The 18,910-nt window shown below is 63.0% G+C and carries 17 protein-coding genes; 11 read left to right on the plus strand and 6 right to left on the minus strand.

The genetic code is table 11. From position 1 onward, the window contains the following. Positions 1-5 precede the first annotated feature (5 nt). On the minus strand, positions 6-941 hold the full coding sequence (locus MSIL_RS12055; RefSeq protein ID WP_012591358.1) for a cysteine peptidase family C39 domain-containing protein: 936 nt from the start codon (positions 939-941) through the stop codon (positions 6-8). Positions 942-1,529: 588 nt separating this feature from the next. Between MSIL_RS12055 and tssB the strand changes: the two genes are divergently transcribed. From tssB to MSIL_RS12095, 8 genes are all read left to right on the plus strand, one after another. Continuing rightward, positions 1,530-2,081, plus strand: a complete 552-nt coding sequence (gene tssB, locus MSIL_RS12060; RefSeq protein ID WP_012591359.1) for a type VI secretion system contractile sheath small subunit — start codon at positions 1,530-1,532, stop codon at positions 2,079-2,081. Between the two features lie 17 nt (positions 2,082-2,098). Next, on the plus strand, positions 2,099-3,613 hold the full coding sequence (gene tssC, locus MSIL_RS12065; protein WP_012591360.1) for a type VI secretion system contractile sheath large subunit: 1,515 nt from the start codon (positions 2,099-2,101) through the stop codon (positions 3,611-3,613). A 117-nt stretch (positions 3,614-3,730) separates the two neighbouring features. After that, entirely contained in the window at positions 3,731-4,216 is a 486-nt protein-coding gene (locus MSIL_RS12070; RefSeq protein ID WP_012591361.1) for an Hcp family type VI secretion system effector, read from the plus strand. Positions 4,217-4,344: 128 nt separating this feature from the next. Continuing rightward, on the plus strand, positions 4,345-4,893 hold the full coding sequence (gene tssE / locus MSIL_RS12075; protein ID WP_012591362.1) for a type VI secretion system baseplate subunit TssE: 549 nt from the start codon (positions 4,345-4,347) through the stop codon (positions 4,891-4,893). A gap of 5 nt (positions 4,894-4,898) precedes the next feature. Beyond that, positions 4,899-6,857, plus strand: coding sequence for a type VI secretion system baseplate subunit TssF (gene tssF, locus MSIL_RS12080; protein WP_012591363.1), 1,959 nt, complete (start codon positions 4,899-4,901; stop codon positions 6,855-6,857). Beyond that, positions 6,854-7,903, plus strand: coding sequence for a type VI secretion system baseplate subunit TssG (tssG, locus tag MSIL_RS12085; protein ID WP_012591364.1), 1,050 nt, complete (start codon positions 6,854-6,856; stop codon positions 7,901-7,903). The genes tssF and tssG overlap by 4 nt, the downstream gene beginning before the upstream one ends. Next, entirely contained in the window at positions 7,896-10,610 is a 2,715-nt protein-coding gene (tssH, locus tag MSIL_RS12090; RefSeq protein ID WP_012591365.1) for a type VI secretion system ATPase TssH, read from the plus strand. The genes tssG and tssH overlap by 8 nt, the downstream gene beginning before the upstream one ends. 21 nt (positions 10,611-10,631) lie before the next feature. Next, positions 10,632-11,567, plus strand: a complete 936-nt coding sequence (locus tag MSIL_RS12095) for a hypothetical protein (protein WP_148213084.1) — start codon at positions 10,632-10,634, stop codon at positions 11,565-11,567. A 21-nt stretch (positions 11,568-11,588) separates the two neighbouring features. Here the strand turns inward: MSIL_RS12095 and MSIL_RS12100 are convergent, their stop codons facing one another. The 5 genes from MSIL_RS12100 to MSIL_RS12120 form a co-directional block, all read right to left on the minus strand. Then, positions 11,589-12,353 (minus strand): methyltransferase regulatory domain-containing protein, encoded by a 765-nt coding sequence (locus tag MSIL_RS12100; RefSeq protein ID WP_187148732.1) that lies wholly within the window; start codon positions 12,351-12,353, stop codon positions 11,589-11,591. Further along, positions 12,277-13,035, minus strand: a complete 759-nt coding sequence (locus tag MSIL_RS12105; protein WP_012591368.1) for a class I SAM-dependent methyltransferase — start codon at positions 13,033-13,035, stop codon at positions 12,277-12,279. Before MSIL_RS12105 ends, MSIL_RS12100 begins: the two co-directional genes overlap by 77 nt. Positions 13,036-13,133: 98 nt before the next feature. Then, positions 13,134-13,760, minus strand: a complete 627-nt coding sequence (locus MSIL_RS12110) for a DUF4384 domain-containing protein (RefSeq protein ID WP_012591369.1) — start codon at positions 13,758-13,760, stop codon at positions 13,134-13,136. Between the two features lie 34 nt (positions 13,761-13,794). Further along, entirely contained in the window at positions 13,795-15,480 is a 1,686-nt protein-coding gene (locus tag MSIL_RS12115) for a caspase family protein (protein WP_012591370.1), read from the minus strand. A 1-nt stretch (position 15,481) separates the two neighbouring features. Further along, a complete protein-coding gene (locus MSIL_RS12120) occupies positions 15,482-16,468 on the minus strand; it encodes an OmpA family protein (RefSeq protein WP_049768164.1) in 987 nt (328 codons plus the stop codon). Between the two features lie 203 nt (positions 16,469-16,671). Between MSIL_RS12120 and MSIL_RS12125 the strand changes: the two genes are divergently transcribed. The 3 genes from MSIL_RS12125 to MSIL_RS12135 all read left to right on the plus strand — a co-directional run bounded on the left by MSIL_RS12125 (position 16,672) and on the right by MSIL_RS12135 (position 18,724). Beyond that, a complete protein-coding gene (locus MSIL_RS12125) occupies positions 16,672-16,962 on the plus strand; it encodes a PAAR domain-containing protein (RefSeq protein ID WP_012591372.1) in 291 nt (96 codons plus the stop codon). Between the two features lie 44 nt (positions 16,963-17,006). Then, positions 17,007-18,044, plus strand: coding sequence for a DUF4424 domain-containing protein (locus tag MSIL_RS12130; RefSeq protein ID WP_012591373.1), 1,038 nt, complete (start codon positions 17,007-17,009; stop codon positions 18,042-18,044). 137 nt (positions 18,045-18,181) lie between these two features. Beyond that, entirely contained in the window at positions 18,182-18,724 is a 543-nt protein-coding gene (locus MSIL_RS12135) for a hypothetical protein (protein WP_012591374.1), read from the plus strand. Positions 18,725-18,910: the final 186 nt, after the last annotated feature.

Genomic DNA, 18,910 nt, shown 5'->3' on the forward strand with positions numbered 1-18,910 from the left:
GCCGGTCACGGGCCCGCAATCACCTTGTAGTCATGCAGTCCGAGCTTTCCCGCAGGCGAGCCTATGCCAAGTTCGAGATGGGCCATGTCATATTCGAGCTCGCCCATGAAGACGTTGCGCGTCTTGGCGTACATGCCGCCGTCATAATCCAGCCGCGAGCCATGCGGCCAGGGATCGAGATAGAGGAATTTATTCGCAGAATGGCCGACGATGGTCAGGAAATGGCTCCGCCAATCCCCCGTTATGAAGGTCTTGAAGCCATCATGATGGATCATCCAGACCCGGACCGGCGTTCCCGTCGAAAGATAGGATTTTATTTTTGCGATGCCCTGCCGGACGCGGTCGGCGTTGAAGCGCAAATCATCCATCTTGAGCTCGACCGACGGGTCCGTCTGCTTCAGTGGAATATAATAGGTGAAATAGGCCGTGACGGTTGGCTTGGAGAAGATCTTCACGCCATAGGCGGCGGCGACGTCGCCGCAATTGTAGTGGCCCGGCCGCGTGTCTTGCGACAGGACGTTGCGGTCGTCGGCAGGGCCGCGGAAAATCCGCGAATAGAGGTAGACTTGATTCGGTGTTCCGCTGATGGCGAGGTCGGACACAAGATCGACGGCATAGCCCGGCTGCTTGATCGGCTGTCCGCAAACGCGCACCGCCAGGTCCTGGCTGTAGCGCGCCGTGCGCGAGCCGTCGGGCAGATAGGCGGCGACCGAAAAGCTTGTTCCGGCCGCCGATCCCGACAGGGTAAACAGCGTCGAGGCGGCGGAGGCCTTGTCCGGGAGGATGGTCAGATCGACATTTGCGACGGATCGATCGAGCGCGACGTCAAGCTTGTCGCCCTTTGCGTCGCCGCCCCATTGCAGGAGCTTGATCTTGCGATTAAGCGGCAGGTCAAACCAGGAAATATCCTCACCCGTCTCTGCGATCTTGAAATTGGCCATTGCAATCAGGCTCCCGCCTCGAGGCTGTGTCCGCCAGCTTGCCCCGTGGATAGGCGGGCGGAAGCCCGCGCGCGGCGTCAATCGGCACATGCGCGCGAAAAGCTATGCGTCTCAGCCCTGACGCCCTCAGCGCTTTCTCCCGAATTGCCGATCCTGCGCAGGACGGGACGAGGGTCTTTGCGCTCGACGCCTTAACATAGACGCCGCGGCTGCTCCGCCGCCTTAGGTTTTGCTTAAGATTTCGATCGACCCCCCGATTGAATCCCGCCCCCGCGTCAGCTGGAAATCGGCTACTACCGGCTCGGCAAGGGGTGGCCCCCCGGAACGCCAAAGCGCTGTAAAAATTCGATAACATAATGAAGATAGAGATTTTTCCGGCTTGGTGCGTCGGCACACAGCAGGGCTTTCTTTTTCGCTTAGCTTGCTCTCAAGAGCGTTCGCAAAGCGTCATAAGCTGCAACTTTGCGGAAAACCGGCCGCGACGCTCGATTGACCGGATCAGCTTTCGAGATCAACCTGCGTCCCGAACGGAACCGGCTTGAGCTCGAACCTCGCCGTGCGGCGACCAACAATCAAAGGATGAGTGACATGGCAGGTGACAGTGGACAGAAATTCATTGGACGCAACCGTCCGCCACGTGTGCAGATTGCTTATGAGGATCCCTATGACGCGGAGCGAAAGATAGAGCTGCCCTTCGTCATGGGCGTGCTCTCCGACCTCTCCGGCCCGAACCCCGGCGTCGAGAAGCCGGACGTCGCCGATCGGGGCTTCGTCGATATCGACATGGATAATTTCGACAAGCGCATGGGCGCGATCGAGCCTGGAACATCCTTCACCGTGCCGGACCGGCTTGGCGACGACCCGGACGCCGCCAAATTGTCGGTCAGCCTGCGCTTCAAGAAGATGGAAGACTTCGGCCCGGCGGCGGTCGCCCGGCAGGTGCCGGCGCTCGCCAAACTGCTCGAGGCGCGCGACCAGCTGGCAAATCTGTTGCGCTATATGGACGGCAAGGTCGACGCCGAAACGCGGCTGCGTAAATTGCTGAGCGATCCCGAACTGATGGCGGCGCTGAAAAGCCGCATCGGCGCGACGAAGGACGCTGAAGCCGAAACCGCCAAGACCGCCGACGGCGACGCTTGATTTCTCGGGAGGGATAAATGGCTGTGGAAACCAAAGCTGAAGGACAAGCATCCGCTCCCCAGACGGGAGTCGCGACGCAGGAAGTCGACGAATTTGCGACGCTTCTGAAACAGAGCTTCAAGCCGCGCACGGAGCGCGCCGAGACGGAGGTCGAAAACGCCGTCTCGACGCTGGTGCAGCAGGCGCTCGCCGACCAGAGCGTCATCAAGGCCGACGTGCTCGACACGATCGAATCGATGATCGCCCGGCTCGACGAAAAACTCACCGCGCAAATGAACGAGATCCTGCACGCTCCGGCCTTCCAGAAGATGGAGAGCACCTGGCGCGGCCTGCATTATCTGGTGTTCAATTCTGAGACCGACGCGCAGCTCAAGATCCACGTCATGAACGTGTCGAAGAGCGAACTCTACAAGAATTTGCGCAACTACCCGGGCGCGCGCTGGGATCAGAGCCCCCTGTTCAAGAAGACTTATGAGGCGGAATTCGGCCAGCTCGGCGGCCAGCCCTATGGCTGCCTGATCGGCGACTATGAATTCAGCCATCTGCCGGCCGACGTCCAGCTGATGCGCGATCTCTCGAAGATCGCCGGCGCCGCGCATGCGCCATTCTTCGCCGCCGCCGATCCGACCCTGATGGGCATGGACAGCTGGACCGAGCTGATGAATCCGCGCGATCTGTCGAAACTGTTCGATACGCCGGAATATGCGGCCTGGAAGGGGCTTCGCGACGCGGAGGATTCGAAATATATCGGCCTTTGCATGCCGCGCGTCCTCTCGCGCGTGCCCTATGGCGCGAAATCGGAGCCGGTCGAGGAGTTCGCTTTCGAAGAGAACACCGATGGCCACAAGGGCGAGAATTACGCCTGGATGAACGCCGCCTATGCGATGGCGGTCAACATCAATCGCGCCTTCAAGGAATATGGCTGGTGCACCCGCATCCGCGGCGTGCAGTCCGGCGGCGAGGTGATCAATCTGCCGACCCACACCTTCCCGACCGACGATGGCGGCGTCGATCTCAAATGCCCGACCGAAATTGCAATCAGCGATCGGCGCGAGCATGAGCTTGCGAAATCCGGGTTGATTCCGCTGATTCACCGCAAGAACACCGACAAGGCGGCCTTCATCGGCGCGCAGTCGGTCTACAAGCCAAAAAAATACGAAGGCAAGAACGGCGTCGAGGCCACCGCCTCGGACAATCTCAAAGCCCGCCTGCCCTACATGTTCGCGGTGTCGCGTTTCGCGCACTACCTCAAATGCATGGTGCGCGACAAGATCGGCGCGACCAAGGAGACCGAGGAGCTGCGCATCTGGCTGCAGGAATGGATCACGCAATATGTCGACGGCGATCCCATCGGCTCTTCCGAATCGGTGAAGGCGCGCAAGCCGCTGGCCGACGCCCGCGTGGATATTTTCCCCGATGAAGAGAACCCCGGCTATTACGCGGCCCGCTTCTATCTGCGCCCGCATTATCAGCTCGAGGCGATGGACATCGGGCTCAGCCTGGTGTCGCGCCTGCCGGCGGTGCAAAAATAAGCCAGCAAGTATTGTGTGATCGAACACCTACTGTCCAGGAATAAAAAGCTAGATTTACTTCAGATGCGGTTGTCATACAGCATCGAAAGGCGATCAATTCAATAAAGGGGATTTGTAATGTCTGGGGATCTTTTTCTGAAGCTTGAAGGCATCGAGGGCGAAAGCGAGGACTCGAAGCACAAGAACGAAATGCAGGTCGAAACCGTGTCCTGGGGCGTCTCCAACGCCACCTCTTTCTCGCAGGGCGGCGGCGGCGGCGTCGGCAAGGCGCATCTGCAGGACATCCACCTGACCAAGAAGGTGGACAAGGGCAGCCCCAAGCTGTTCCTCGCCTGCGCCTCCGGCGAGCATATCAAGACGGCGACGCTGACCTTCCGCAAATCCGGCAAGGACCAGCAAGAATATCTGAAGATTACGCTGACCGACGTCATGGTGTCGTCGATCTCGTTTCAGGACCATGCTGCCGGCGGCGACCTCGCTCACGAGAGCATCTCGCTCGCCTACGCCAAGATCGAGACCGAATACAAGCCGCAGAAGCCCGACGGAACCCTCGGCGGCGCCGTCACCACCGGCTGGAACATCAAGGAAAACAAGAAAGTCTAGTCAATCGACCGGCGCGTCAGCCTCTCCTCTGGCGCGCCGGTCCTTTTTCCTCTATCGGCCTATCTTAAAGCAAGGCGCCGCTTTGCTGCAGGTCCGGCCCCCTGCGCTCCGTCGAGGATTGACGCTGGATGTCCGTTCCGACACGAAAAAATCGTCTCAGTCCGCCCTTCATGCACGCCTTCCGCAGCGCCTTCGAGCAGAAGGACTCGCGCCAGAAACAGGATCTGCGCGACGCCGCCGGCGACCGCATCATCGCGCCGCGCCGCGCCGCCGTGCGCGCGACGATCAGCGAACCCAATCTGCGCCGCGAAGTCGCGCGCGATCTTGAGGCGCTCGTCAACGCCGTGGCGTTCGAATCGACCGAGGATCTGTCCGACTTTGACGGCGTCCGCAAATCGATCCTCAATTACGGCCTGCCCGATCTCATTCACCGCACCATCGACGAGGCCGGCGTCAACCTCATTGAAGATGAAATCGCCAACGCCTTGCGGCGCTATGAGCCGCGGCTTGTCGCCAACACCATCAAAGTCTCGCGCGACGACAACCTCGACAAGGATGAGCTCAAAGTCCGCTTTCTCGTGCGGGCCGATCTCATCTGCGCGCCGGTCAATGTGCCGGTTGAATTCATCGCCGATGTCGAGATCGACAGCGGCGACGTTGTTGTGAAGAAAGCCTGAGGTTCATGAATCGCGAGTTCCTCGACCATTACGATCGCGAACTGAAGCTTCTGCACGAGCAGGCGCGTGAATTCGCCGAAGATTATCCGGGCGTCGCCGAGCGCCTCGGCGGGTTGCTCGACGAGCGCATGGATCCGATGATCGGCGGCCTGCTCGAGGGCGCCGCCTTTCTCGCGGCGCGGGTGCAATTGAAGCTGAAACACGAGTTTCCGGAATTCACCAATAATCTGCTGGAGCAGCTCGTTCCCGACTATCTTGCGCCGACGCCTTCCGTTCTGCTTCTGCGCGCCGAGCCCCCTTACGAGGACGCCGCGTTGCGCGACGGGCAGAACATTGCGCGCGGCTCCTATCTCGAGGCGGTCTACCGCGAGCAGGATCGCCAGGTCGCCTGCCGCTTCCGCCTCGCCTCCAAAATCACGCTGCTGCCGTTCGAAATCACCGCCGCCGAATATTATGGCTCGCCGGCGCCGCTGCAGGCGCTCGGAGTCGCCGTCGGCGCCGAGGCGCTGGCCGGCTTGAAGATCTCGCTGACCCACCGCAGCGCCGCGCGCGTCGAGGACGAGCCGCGCGACGCCGAGGCCGCCGAACGGCCGGACCTCTGGTTCGACGGTTGCCGGATCAACGAATTGCCGCTCCATTTCCTCGGGCCCGAACCCGACGCGATCGCGCTCTACGAGCAGATCTTCGCCAGCGCGGCCGGCGTCTATTTCCGCTATCTCGACCCTTTCGGCGACCCTGTCGTCGTCCCGGCCGGAACGGACATCATCGAGCAGATCGGCTTTCGCGACGACGAGGCGCTGTTTCCCAAGAACGAGCGCATTTTTTCCGGCTTCGAATGGCTGCGCGAATATTTCATGTTCCCGCGCAAGTTTCTTGGAATGCGGCTGACCGGGCTGCGCGCGATCCTCGCCCGCCTGCCCGCGCGAAACATTGACATCATCATCAGCTTCAAGGAGCTCAATCCGCGCCTGCAGGTCGCCGTCACGCGCAACATGTTTGCGCTCTATGCAGCCCCCGCCATCAACCTCTTTGAAAAAACCATCGATCGCGTGCAGGTCAAATCCAACCAGCACGAATATCATATCGTGCCCGATCGCAGCCGCTATCTCGACTATGAACCGCACCGGCTGCTTTCGGTCTTCGCGCATTATCGCGGCGGGGCGGACGCGGCGCCCGTGCGCCCGCTATATTCCTCCGAGGCGGAAGGCGGCGCGGGCGCATTGCATTACGCCGTTCGCCGCATGCCGCGCCGGCGCACGGCGCGGGAAAACAAATATGGCGCCTCCTCCGATTATGTTGGCACCGACATGTTTATCGCCCTCGTCGACAATTCGCGCGCGGGCGAGGAGCGGCCGATCGCCGAGCTCAGCGTCACGGCGCTCTGCTCCAACCGTCATCTGACCGAGCAGCTTCCGGTCGGTCAGGGCGGCGCCGATTTCCGCCTGATCGACAACACCGCGATCGATCTGCGCTGCATCGCCGGACCGACGCGGCCGCGCGAGCCGATCATCGCGCAATTGCGCAGCCGCAGCGAATCGGCCTACGCCGGCAAGGTGACCTGGCGCCTCATCAATCTGCTCAGCCTCAATCATCTCGGCCTCGTCGAGCGCGGCGCCGGCCGCAATGCGCAGGCGCTGCGCGAAACCGTCTCGATGTTCGCCGATCTTTCCGACAGCGCCACGGAGCGGCGCATCCGCGGCCTGCGCAGCGTCGACAGCCGCCCCATCGTGCGGCGCATCCGCCAGAGCGGCGGCGTCGGCGTTGCGCGCGGCGTCGAAGTCACCGTAACGATCGACGAAAAAGCGTTCGAGGGCAGCGGCGCCTTTTTGCTCGGCGCGATCCTCGACCGCTTCTATTGCGAATATGCGGGCTTCAATCATTTCACGCAGACGGTGATCCGCAGCGTCGATCGCGGCGAGATCATGCGCTGGCCGGTGCGCGCCGGCTTACGGAGACCGCTATGAACCTTGAGGGCGCCGAAAGCGAACCCTGGCGCTTCGACTTCTTCGCGGCGATGCGCGCGCTCGAACGCGCCAACCCCACGCTGCCGCGCATTGGCGACGCCGGCGCGCTGCGCGAGGAATATGCAAGGCTCGGCCAGGACCCTTACATGGATTTTCCGGCCTCGACGCTCTCGAAATTCGAGACGCGCGAGACGCATACGCGAATCCTCACAAAATTTCTCGGCTTCCTCGGCCCGCAAGGCGCGCTGCCGCTGGCTACTACAGAAGAAGCCTACAATTGGTTCCTTGCGCAGGACGATTCCTTCCCGCGCTTTCTCGACATCATCAACCATCGCTTTTTGCAGTTGTTCTTCCGCGCCTGGGCCGATTCGCGGCCTGTCGCGCAACATGACCGCCCGAACGACGACCGTTTCGAGACTTATGTCGGCGCGTCCGCGGGGCTCGGCTCGCCGATCTACCGCGATCTCGATTCGGTCGACGATCGCGCGAAGCTGTGCTTTGCCGGCGTGCTCGGCCCCCAGGCCAAATCCGCCTCCCGCCTTCGCGCCTTCATTTGCGGACATTTCCACGTCGAGGCGGAGATTGAGGAATTTGTCGGCTCGCGGCTGGAGCTTGAGCCCGCCGACCAATCGAAGCTTGGCTCCGCCTCGCTCGGCGTCGATATGCTGCTTGGCGCAAGTTTCTACAGCGTGCAGGACAAGGTGCGCATTCGCATCTATGTGCCGGACATGAAAGCCTACCGTCGCTTTTTACCGGACGGCGATTTCTGCGAACCGCTTGCCGACATCGTCTTCTTCTATGTCGGCGAGGAGCTCGACTGGGACCTCGAACTTGCGATCCCGGCCAAGGCGGCCGAGCCTGTCAAACTTGGACGCTCCGGCGATCTTGGCTGGACGAGCTGGGTTGCGCCCGATTGGGCGGCGGCGGACGCCTGGCGCCGGGACGCGCGATTCCATCCGGCCGAACGCATGCGCGAAGCGCGGGCGCGCGCGGCAAGGACGAAACATCAACAAGGCCGCGGCAAGACGGGAGCAGAGAATGGCTGACATCAGTCTCGAAGCCGTAACGGGGAAGCTGAACAGAATCGGCTATGAGACCTTCATCCAGGCGCTGCGCCAGGCGAAGGGCGCCGGCAACCGCAATGTCGAGCTCGCGCATTGGCTGGCGCATATCATGCAAAAGGAGCGCTCCGACCTTGCCCTGACAGCCGATCATTTCAAGCTCGATCGCGCAAAGCTCGCCAGCGACATCGCGCGGACCATTGACGGCTTTCGCCGCAACGAAACGGAGATGCCGGGCGTCTCCAACACGCTCGTCGATCTGCTCGATCGCGGCTGGCATTATGCGACGCTGTTTTTCGGCGAAACGCAGATCCGCACGGGGCACGTTCTGGCAGGCGCCCTGAAGTCGCTGGAGCTGCGCCGCGCCTTCACGTCGATCTCGCCGGAGTTTGCGAAAATCCCCGGCGACGCTCTGACCAATGAGTATCGCTCGCTCTGGGCCGGCTCGGATGAAGAGAATTTGCAGCCGATGGATGGCTCCGGCCTCAGCGCCGCGGGAACGCCGGGCGCCGAGCAGGCGCAAGGCGCCAAGGGCACGACGGCGCTTGATCGCTTCTCACAGGATCTCACCGCCCGGGCCGCAACCGGCGAGATGGACCCCGTGCTCGGGCGCGATGACGAGATCCGCCAGATCATCGACGTGCTGATGCGCCGGCGGCAGAACAATCCGATCCTGACCGGCGAGGCCGGCGTCGGCAAAACCGCAATCGTGGAAGGGCTGGCGCAGCGCATCGCCGCAAGCGACGTTCCCCCTGCGCTGCGCGGCGTTCGATTGCTCGCGCTCGATATCACGCTGATGCAGGCCGGCGCCTCGATGAAGGGCGAATTCGAGCAGCGCCTGCGCTCCGTCATCGACGAGGTGCAGGCCTCGCCAAAGCCGATCATCCTCTTTATCGACGAGGCGCATACGTTGATCGGCGCCGGCGGCGCGGCCGGCACGGGCGACGCGGCGAACATTCTAAAGCCTGCGCTCGCGCGCGGCACGCTGCGCACCATCGCCGCGACCACATGGGCCGAATACAGGCAGTATTTCGAGAAGGATCCGGCGCTCACCCGCAGGTTCCAGCCGGTGCAGGTCGACGAGCCGGACGTCGCGCGCTGCTGCGTGATGCTGCGCGGCGTGCTCGCGCCGATGGAAAAGCACCACAAGGTGCGCATTTCCGACGCCGCGATCGTAGCTGCGGTCAATCTCTCGCATCGCTATATTCCCGCGCGCCTGTTGCCGGACAAGGCGGTGAGCCTGCTCGACACCACCTGCGCGCGGGTCGCGATTAGCCAGAACGCGACGCCGGCCGCGGTCGAGGATGCGCGCGTCGCGGCAAACGCGCTTGAGGCTGAAAAAGCCGCCCTCACCACCGACGCCGATCTTGGCGATCTCGACGAGGAGCGCATCGGCGAGATCGACGCCGAACTCGCCGAGCTTAAGGAAAAGAGCGCGGCGCTCGAGGAAGAATGGGCGAAGGAGCGCGCTCTGATCGAGGAGATCGTGAAGCTGCGCCGGGAGATCAGCGAAAATCCGGCGGACGCGGAGCAAAAGCGCGTCGCGCTCAGGGACAAAATCGCCTCCCTCGGCGGCGTCGATCCCGAGAAGCGGATGATCTACGCCCATGTCGACGACCAGTCGGTCGCCGCCGTCGTCTCGGATTGGACCGGCATTCCGGTCGGCCGCATGGTCAAGGACGAGATCGAGAATGTGCTGCGCCTGCCGGAAATTCTGAACCGGCGCGTCGTCGGCCAGTCGCATGGCCTCGCCATGATCGCCAAGCGCATCGAGACCAATCGCGCCGGCCTCGACAATCCGTCAAAGCCGATCGGCGTCTTCATGCTGTGCGGACCCTCGGGCGTCGGCAAGACGGAGACGGCGCTGGCGCTGGCCGAGGCCCTCTATGGCGGCGAGCAGAATATCATTACGATCAACATGTCGGAATTTCAGGAGGCGCACACCGTCTCTGGACTGAAAGGCGCGCCCCCCGGCTATGTCGGCTATGGCGAGGGCGGCCGCCTGACGGAGGCCGTCCGCCGCAAGCCCTATAGCGTCGTGCTGCTCGACGAGATCGAGAAGGCCCATCCCGACGTGCATGAGCTGTTCTTTCAGGTCTTCGACAAGGGCGTCATGGAGGACGGCACGGGGCGGCGCATCGATTTTAAGAATACGCTCATCATACTGACGTCGAACGTCGGCACAGACACCATCATGCGGAGAGCCGAAGACCCCGCTTTCGCCGGAGACGCAGAGGCTCTGGCGGCGGAGCTCAGGCCCGACCTGTTGCAGGTCTTTCCGCCCGCGCTGCTCGGGCGTCTCGTGACCATCCCCTATCTGCCGCTGTCGCCGTCCATGCTGGCCGGCATCGTGCGGCTGCAGCTCGGGCGGATCGGCAAGCGCATCCGCGCGGCGCAGGACGCCGACTTCAGCTATGACGACGCCGTGGTCGATCATATCGTCTCGCTCTGCAACGATCCGGATTCGGGCGGCCGCATCATCGACAACATCATCAACAACACGCTGTTGCCGGCGCTCTCGCGCGAATTTTTGAAGCGCACGCTTGCGAAACAGGAACTGAAAGAGGCGCGTGTGGCGATGAAAGACGGCGCCTTCGCTTATGAATGGATCGGAGCCTCGCCGTGCGCCCCGGCACAGACCGAACATTCCGCCGAGTTCAGTCTGGAGGAAACGCAACAGCCTGTGGAATGACGCCGATCATTTGGTGATGCCATGTCGAGACGTTATGTAGGCCCGGTTCCGGGCGGGCATCCGATACGCGATTTTCCAAACTGGCCTTCGCTCCACCAGTTCGACAGTTTGACGACGCATGCGCAGGGCCGCATGCAATCGCTGGCCGGGCAGGCGTTCATGTTGCTCAAGCTCAAATCGCGCGGCAAGATTGGCGACGCCGACTATATTTCCTTCGGCGGCGCCGCCGTGCAGGATTTTCCGGGCGGCCCGGGCTACACCGCGGCCCATCGCGCCATCGGCGGAGTTTATGTCAACGGCGTCAGCATCGACGTGTCGCCGCGGATCGCCGCGCCTCCGGCGCTGCGCAAAATGCTCTGGTCGACGGACGCCGCAACGGATTTCGTGCAGCCGGGCGCGGTCAATTATGGCGACGGTCCGATCGAGCGCCTGGCCAAATTGCGCGTAGAGCCGCGTCTGCAAAGCTTCATCCAGCGGCAAAAGCCTGGCACGGCGCTTGAGGTCAATATGTGCGCCGACCTCATCGGCGTCTTGAAGGAAGATCTCGTCAAGGTTCATGACGACGTCGCTGATGATTTCACATCGCGACTGGCGCGTCGGGGCAAGCAGCTTTACGACTTCGATACTGTCCGCAAGGGCGTCGCCTCGCTCGCCCAAAATCAACCGCTGGGGAAGCTGCCCGCGCCGCCCTTCCGGTCGCGTCAACGCGAGGCCTTTCTGCAGGATTTCTCGGCCAGGCAGGGCGCCGCCTCGGACGATATTGGCGAGCATTACGTCATGGACGGACGCATGACTCAAAATCCGAGTGAAGACCCCTACGCTTCGGACCTCAGCATCGGCCTGCAGCGCGAAGAAATCGCACGCGGCTCGGTTGAGCTCGCCAGCGCATCCGCCGTCATGGAGAAGAGCGACGCTGTCGACCAGGCGATCGGCGGGCCGACGAAAGCGGAGTCCTGAGCAGCGCCGGCCGGCGCTGCGTCACGCCATCAAAAGCCCGAGCCGCGCCATGTCGGCAAGCGCGGCGTGGGTGCGGGCCAGCGCCGCCGGGCCTTCGACGCCAGCCTTGCGCTCCATCCTGTGGGCGAGTTCATCGCGCGTCAAACTTCCATCGAGTAGCGCGACGAAACTGCGGGCCGTGGCGTCCTCCATCCGAACCGGCTTGTGAAGCAATGAAGCGAGAAAGGCGTCGCCCTGCGCGGCTTGCGCGCGGGCGAGCGGGCTGGCGCGAGGACGCTCGCCAGGCGACAAGGTGAACGCTAGCCGCTCCGTCAGGAGCGTTACGATCTTGGCGGTGAAGAGCCGCAGAAGCGGTTCGGCGTGGGCTGCCTCGCAGTCCTCCCCATCAAGCTGAAGGCTCTGCGGATAAGCTTCGCCCATTTGTGTCAGAAGCCTTGCGAAGCGCTGATCCCGCGTCGTGAACTCAGCCCCATTCCCGGCCCTGAAAGCGAAGTCCTCTGGATCGCCGGAAGCGCTGTCCAGCGGCGTTATCTCGGCGCTCGCCCACAGACCACGCAGCCTGCCCGGCTCAAGGCGCCGATCCATCGCGCCACCGCGCCGGAAAATCGAGCGACGGAAGCGGCGCATCGTAGCGAAATCGAGCGTCTGCTCAAAATCAGCGAAATCGGCGCGAGGTTCGCTTGCTTGCAGTTCCGACGGAAACAGGATTTCAGAACTGAGGCTTTGTTTTGCGTCGCAGAGATAGATGAGGCCTTCGGCGTGAGCCGCGGCGACCACTTCGCTCACGAGCTGCGGCGCATAGATCCCGCCCAGTTCGTCGTGGTATAGCACGGGCGCGCGGGCGCTCTAAAATGTCGCGCGCCTCTCCGATCAGAGCGTTCTGGAACGGATCGTCGGCCGACCAAGTTTGCGCAAAGCGTGCGAGCGCCTCGCGCGCGATAGCGAGCCTTTCGATCGGATCGGAGACGCCTTGCGCGCGGCTTAACATCAGATCGCGCAACGCCTGCCGCAGCCGGCAGCCCGGCAGCGCATTGTAGCTGACGAAGAACAGGCCGTCCGGACGGAGCCGCTCGGCGGCGACCTGCATCAGCGCCCGCTGCACGACGGCCGGAACCCAGGCATAGACCCCGTGCGCAATAATATAATCGAACTCGCCGAGGTCAGACGTATCCTCGCAGAGATCCCGCGCCAAGAGCGTTACATTGGCGAGCCCCGCCGCGCGCGCCATCGTGCGGCCCATCTCGACGGGGGCCTCGGCAAGATCGATTCCCACGAATTCCGATTTTGGCGCGCCAACCGCCATGCTCATCAGATTGACGCCTTCGCCACAGCCTATTTCGAGCACGCGGCACGCCGATAGTTGCGCAGCAGGACGCCCGTAAAGACTCGCGAATGTGTTGAGGCTTGCCGGATGCGTCTCCGACACCGGCCAGTTGGGATAGCGCACGAGATCATAGGGGTTCGTCATAGCGCATCCCGGTCGAAGAGGGCGTTGGGGAGGCGTTCAAGCTCAATCGCTTCCCGCTCTTCACCTCAATTTAAGTCTGCAATTCTTTCAGATCATGCCTAGGGGGTGATCGAATAGGACTTTACCGCGAACGACCAGTTCGGATCGGCAAGCGGCGCCTTGCCGTCGCGATCGGCAATGCGCAGACGCTTCGCCGCATCATATAAAAACGCGACCGCCGCCCGCGTGCCGACCATGTCCTGCGGCACGTCGGGCAGATCGACCACATGCACCGGCTTCGGGCTGAGCAGAGCCAGAATCATGCCCTTTCCGGCCGGCGCCTCCGCGACATATTCGAAATGCGCGAAGGGATTGAAATTGTCGGGGATGGACACGATTCGCCCCGGCTGAACCAGATTGGCCTTTTCGCTCGCCCCCGCCGGCAGCGCCATCGAATAGAGATTGGGATAGCGCTGCGTCACCTTGCCGGAGGCGTCGACATCGACAAGAACGAGATAGCCGGGCTTTTGCGCGCCGACGCGAAATCCGACCTTGGAGCCGATCGCAAACTCTTCGCCCGGCAGTATGTCGATCGTCATGCCTGCTGAATTGTCAGGATCGAGCTGCTCTTGTTTTGACGGCGTCACCACCGTCACCGCACGGGTGACGCCTTCAGCCAATGCGCCGCCCGCGGAGAGAAAGACGGCAACGATCATCGCGCCTTTTACCGCATCAAGACTAGCCATTGCGCCCTTCCGTTTGCAAAATCATCTCCACCGCTCAGGGCGAGGTGAACACGCCGACCGAACCAACGCGCATATCCGCGTCCGAATTCTGCGCGATGAATTTGACGAGTTGACCCGCGGTGCGGCGCGCGTTCAGCCGGCCGAGCGCCTGGGCGAGCTCGGGCATGCGATCCGGCGCCGAGATCGCGACGATCTGATCGGCGCCGAAGGGCGCCCGCACTTTGATCGGCAGGCGGAATTGCGGCTTCTCCATCGGGCCCGCTTCGGCGGCGTTCTGCGGGTAGAGAAGCTGCACCGTGCCGTCGCCAGCGATATTGAACATGATCAGCGATCGATCGCTCAGCTGATCGATGGACACGTCGACCTGCGCGCCGAGGCGGTGTAGCTTGCTGTCCGGCATGAGCAGGATCGGCTGCACGGATCGCGTCGCCATTGCCTTCAAGGCGCGGATGGCGGCAGCGCGATCGATCACCGCCGGCAGATCGTCGCGGCTGACCTCATGCGCGATGACGTCGCCCGCCGCGATCACGTCGCCGGATTTCGGATCCCACACCAGCTCGGGATTCTGGCGCGGCGACACGATCTCGAATTTCGCCTCCAGCGGCGCGAGACCTATCAGCTCCGTATTGGAGCCGTCGAGCGTCGCAATGCGCACCGGCCGCTCGACCGCGAGCGTCGGCTTCTTCGGCGGCAGATTGACGCCCGCGCCCGCGCCGATGCGGGCGGACAAGGCTCCCGTCGGCGAAGGACTCGGCGGCGCGATATAGGTGACAGAGCGCGTCAGCTCCACCACCGGCTCGACGCTCGCCTTGACGGACGGCGGGCTCGCCGAGACGATCATCTGACGCTGGTCAGATAATTGATAGGTCACCTGCCGCACATAGGCGAACAGCTCCTCGACCGTGATCTTCCCGTCGCCATTGGCGTCGGCCGCGCCTTCCAGCGCGCGGGCGAAGGCGTAGCTCAAGGCGCCGCGATAGCCCTCGACGCCCGGGACCTTCACTTCCGGCGCCTTGGAGTGCTTGTCGACGGCGGCGAGGAAAATCGAGCGGTCGAAATCGAGCTCGGTCGAAAAGGCGTCGGACGGCGACGACACCGGCTTCAGCTCGTCTTCGGTGATCTGGTAGGTCGGCACGGCGCGGTAGATCAGCTGTTCGCCGCGCGGATCGACTTCGCGAGCGAGGCCGCCGCCGGAGCAGGAATCGGCGACGAAGGCGACGCGCGCGCCGCGCGATTCAAAGATCTTGATCAGATGATTGAATTCCTTGTCGAGAATGCGCTGGCGCGTGCCGGCGCCGGCCGGCTCGAATCCGGCAAGCAGAAAGACGGCGTCCTTGCCGTCCGCCTCCGATCCCTTGACGCGCTCCGGCTCCTGCGCGCCATGGCCGGCAATCGACAGGATCACAAGATCGCCGCGCTTGACCCGCGCGCTGAGGTCATAGACCGCCTTCAGGATCGAATCGCGGTCGGCCTTGTCGTCGTAGAGCGCCGCGATGTCCGTGACGCCCATGACGCGCAGCGAGGCTTCGATATCCTTGGCGTCGGCCACGGCGCCCCGAAGCTGGGCAAGGTGCTGATATTGGTCAATGCCGACCACAATGGCGTGGACTTCGCTTGGATTTTGCACGGCGACCGGCGCCGGCGCCGCATAAGCCGCCGGGACTCCCGTGAGGATCGCCGCAAGCCACGCCGGCGCAAGAAGACAGCGGAGTTTTTTCATCTTATTCGCGCCGCCATTCGACACGCCGGTTGAGGGCGTAGACGTCATCCTGAGTGAGGCCGCTGGCGTCCGACAATTGCAGCGGCTCCGCGGCGCCGACGCCCTCCGGCTCAACCGTAACCGCGATGTTGTTTTCCTTCAGATAGGCCGCGACGGCCTCGGCGCGGGCGACGGAGAGCTTCATGTTGTACTCCGGGCCGCCGCGCAGATCGGTGTGGCCGACGAGGCGGACGATCTGCGGCTGTTGCTCCCGGATGGCGCGGGCGAGCTCATCCGCCGCCTGGCGGCCCTCATCGGTCAGGCTGGCGGAGCGGTATTCGAAGGTGATCGGCATCGGCACCGCGCGGGGCACGACGCCTCGGACCCGAGGCGAGAATATCCCGCCAAGCCGCCCGTCCCGCGTCGCCGTCATGACATAGCCGGATTTGCCCTGCCCGGCGTTGGCGGCGAGGAGGCGCGCCGCAGCGGCCCGCTGCAACAGCCCTTCGATCGTCGGCCGTCCCGGATCGCGCGGCGTCATCGTCTCATTGTTGACGATTTCGATGGCGCGGTCGAAGCCTTTCGCCGCTTCGATAAAGTTTCTGTCGCCAAAGCGGATCTCGGCCAGGGTCGCCGCGGCCTGCCAGAGGACGGCGGGTTGGTCGGCCGCAACGATCAAATTGAGATAGGCGCTCTGCGGCGCGGCGCCAGCGATCAGTTTTTGCGCGGCGGCGAGGCGCGCGGCGGCGAGGCGGCGCTGCGCCGGGATGATATAGCCGCCGCAATTCGGGTCGCCGACCAGCGCGTCGATCTGCGCCTGCGCCGCCTCATTCGGGGCGGCGTCGACCGACCGATTGAAAGAATCGAGGCGCGCGGCGCAGGCGTCCGCCAAGGCTGGAGCGCAGAGGCCCGGGACGCAGGCCGCCAGCACGGCGCAGCCGAAGCCCATCCGCCTGATCGCGCCAAAAGCGCGTGCATAAGAAAACCCGGACTCCGTCATGACGCTCATTTCCGCAAGATTCCGACTGATGCAGAAAACCGCCTCAATTGAACGGGCGCTGCGATTTTACTCCAACGCCGATCCGGTTCAAAGCTCGGTGCGGGGCCGCACAGCGCCTGCCCTCGTAAAAAGCAATTGAACGAAGACGCCGACTATGCGCTTTTGAGCCGTCGGACCCGTCGCAGGATTTGGAGCCTTATCGGAGAGACGCCATGCCGCCCGCCGCCCGCCTGACCGATATGCATGTCTGTCCCGCCGTGACCGGAGTCGTGCCGCATGTCGGCGGCCCGATCCTGCCGCCCTGTTGCATCAATGTGCTGATCGGCGGCCTGCCGGCCGCGCGCGTCACCGATCTTGCGACCTGCGTCGGACCGCCCGACATGATCGCGATGGGATCGACCAGCGTCCTGATTGGCGGCCTCATGGCGGCGCGGATCGGCGACCCCACCGTGCATGGCGGCGTGATCGTCATGGGCCTGCCGACGGTCATGATTGGCGGCTGAGACTTACCTCAAAGACGGCGCCGGCGCATTAGCAGGATTGGCACATGAAGGCGAAAAACGAAGCATGCGCGCGCGCGGCGCTCGGCCGGGCTTTCGCCTGCGCCGTCGCCTTGGCGGCGACCATGCCGAAAGCCGCCGCCAACGACAGTTCAGTCGAGCTTGCGGTTGGCGGCGTCACCTTCACGCAGTCGCCGGATGTGTCGATGGAGGAAGAGACGCTGACGATCACGCCTGAAACGGTGACCGTCAACTACCGCTTCCTCAACCAGACGCAAGCGCCGGTTACGCTCAACGTCGGCTTTCCACTGCCCGACCTTGATCTTTCGGATCAGGATTCCGCCTATGCTATTCCAGGCGCCGATCCCGTCAATTTCGTCGATTTCAAAACCCGGATCGACGGCAAGCCGATCAAATTCGACGTCGTCCAGCGCGCGAAAATGGGCGCCCGCGACGTCACCGCCGCTGTCCGCGCGTCAGGCTTGCCCATCGCGCTTCTTGGCGCCGACGCGCAGCAGAAAATCTCCGCCATCACGCCGGAGGCCAGGACCGCGCTGATCGATGCCGGTCTTCTCATTCCGGCCGGGACCAGCGAAACGGGCGAGGCGCTCTACGGGCCGGCCTGGACCGCGACCACCGCCTTCACCCGCAAGCAGGTTTTCCCGCCGGGCTCCAGCGTCAATGTCGAGCATCGCTACAGGACAAGCCTTGGCGCCAGCCAGGACACCGCGCTCCGCAAGGCGCTGCGCGACGCCGAAGGCATGGGCCCAACCGTCGAGCGCTACCGCAAGGATTACTGCCTGCCGGATGATTTTTTCCGCGGCCTCGACAAGATCGCCGGCTCGGAGCCGACCAATACAGCGCGGCTGCAGGAACGGCGCATCGCCTATGTGCTGAAGACCGGCGCGAACTGGTCCGGGCCGATCAAGAATTTTCACCTCATCGTCGACAAGGGCAAGCCCGACCGGCTGGTCAGCTTCTGCTTCGACAATGTGAAAAAGATTTCACCGACAGCCTTCGAGGCGAAGCTTGAGAATTTTACGCCGGCGCAGGATCTAAAGATCCTGTTGATCGGAAAATATTGATCGGCCGCCAGCCGCGAGGCGTTCTTTTGCGCCGCTGTACCCTAGGGAACAGACGCCTTGGCGTCGCTGCTGCATCTTGCTCCTCATGTTGATTTCCGTTGGTCGCTGGTTCGACGATCAACTCCGGGGAGGTTTTTATGGCGGACGATGTGTTCTTTCGCGCTTCGGGTCAGGCTGGCTATGAAGTGGATTGTGGTCACCACACAAAAACGCGCGTGGTGTTCGGAATTTTCGACGAGGAGAAGACATCGATCGCCTGGTATCTGTTCGCCTCGGCGGCCGACAAGAAATCACAGAAAGAATGTGAAACGACAGATGTGCTCGTCACCGAACAATTCGGCTTTCGTACGGACGTCGGACGGCACATTCGGGTCTTGTTCCGAAAGAAAATCGGCTTGGACGGCCTTGCCGACAAGAAGGGAAGCTTCGCAACGCTCAACATGGATGCGACTGACAAATCGCGCCTGATCGGCTGCCGCATCGCGAAATTGAAAACCAAGGCCGGAGAGGTCGTAACCTTTCCGTTCGGCTTTCAGCAGAACTCAAAGCCAGCGAGAGCGAATCAAGACATAGAAGGCAAGGTGCTGTTTCTGGAATCAGGACCTTTCGACGAAAAGACGTTTCATCTCGGCCCGCAGGGAAAAGACTCGAAGATCAAAATATCCGGCGGCGTGGTTTGAAGCTCCCGTCGGAGCCGGGCGCGTCCGGCTGTGTGATGAGCCTCTGCCTCGACAATGGCGGAGCGACGACGACTTCGAATTTTGAAGAGGGCGAAGTTATGACGGACAGAATGCGCGTCAAGTTTTCCGGGCAGGCCGGCTATGAGGTCGATTGCGGCCATCATAAGAAAACCCGCGTCGTGTTCG

It is taken from the genome of Methylocella silvestris BL2 (assembly GCF_000021745.1).
In the GTDB taxonomy this organism is placed as follows: domain Bacteria; phylum Pseudomonadota; class Alphaproteobacteria; order Rhizobiales; family Beijerinckiaceae; genus Methylocapsa; species Methylocapsa silvestris.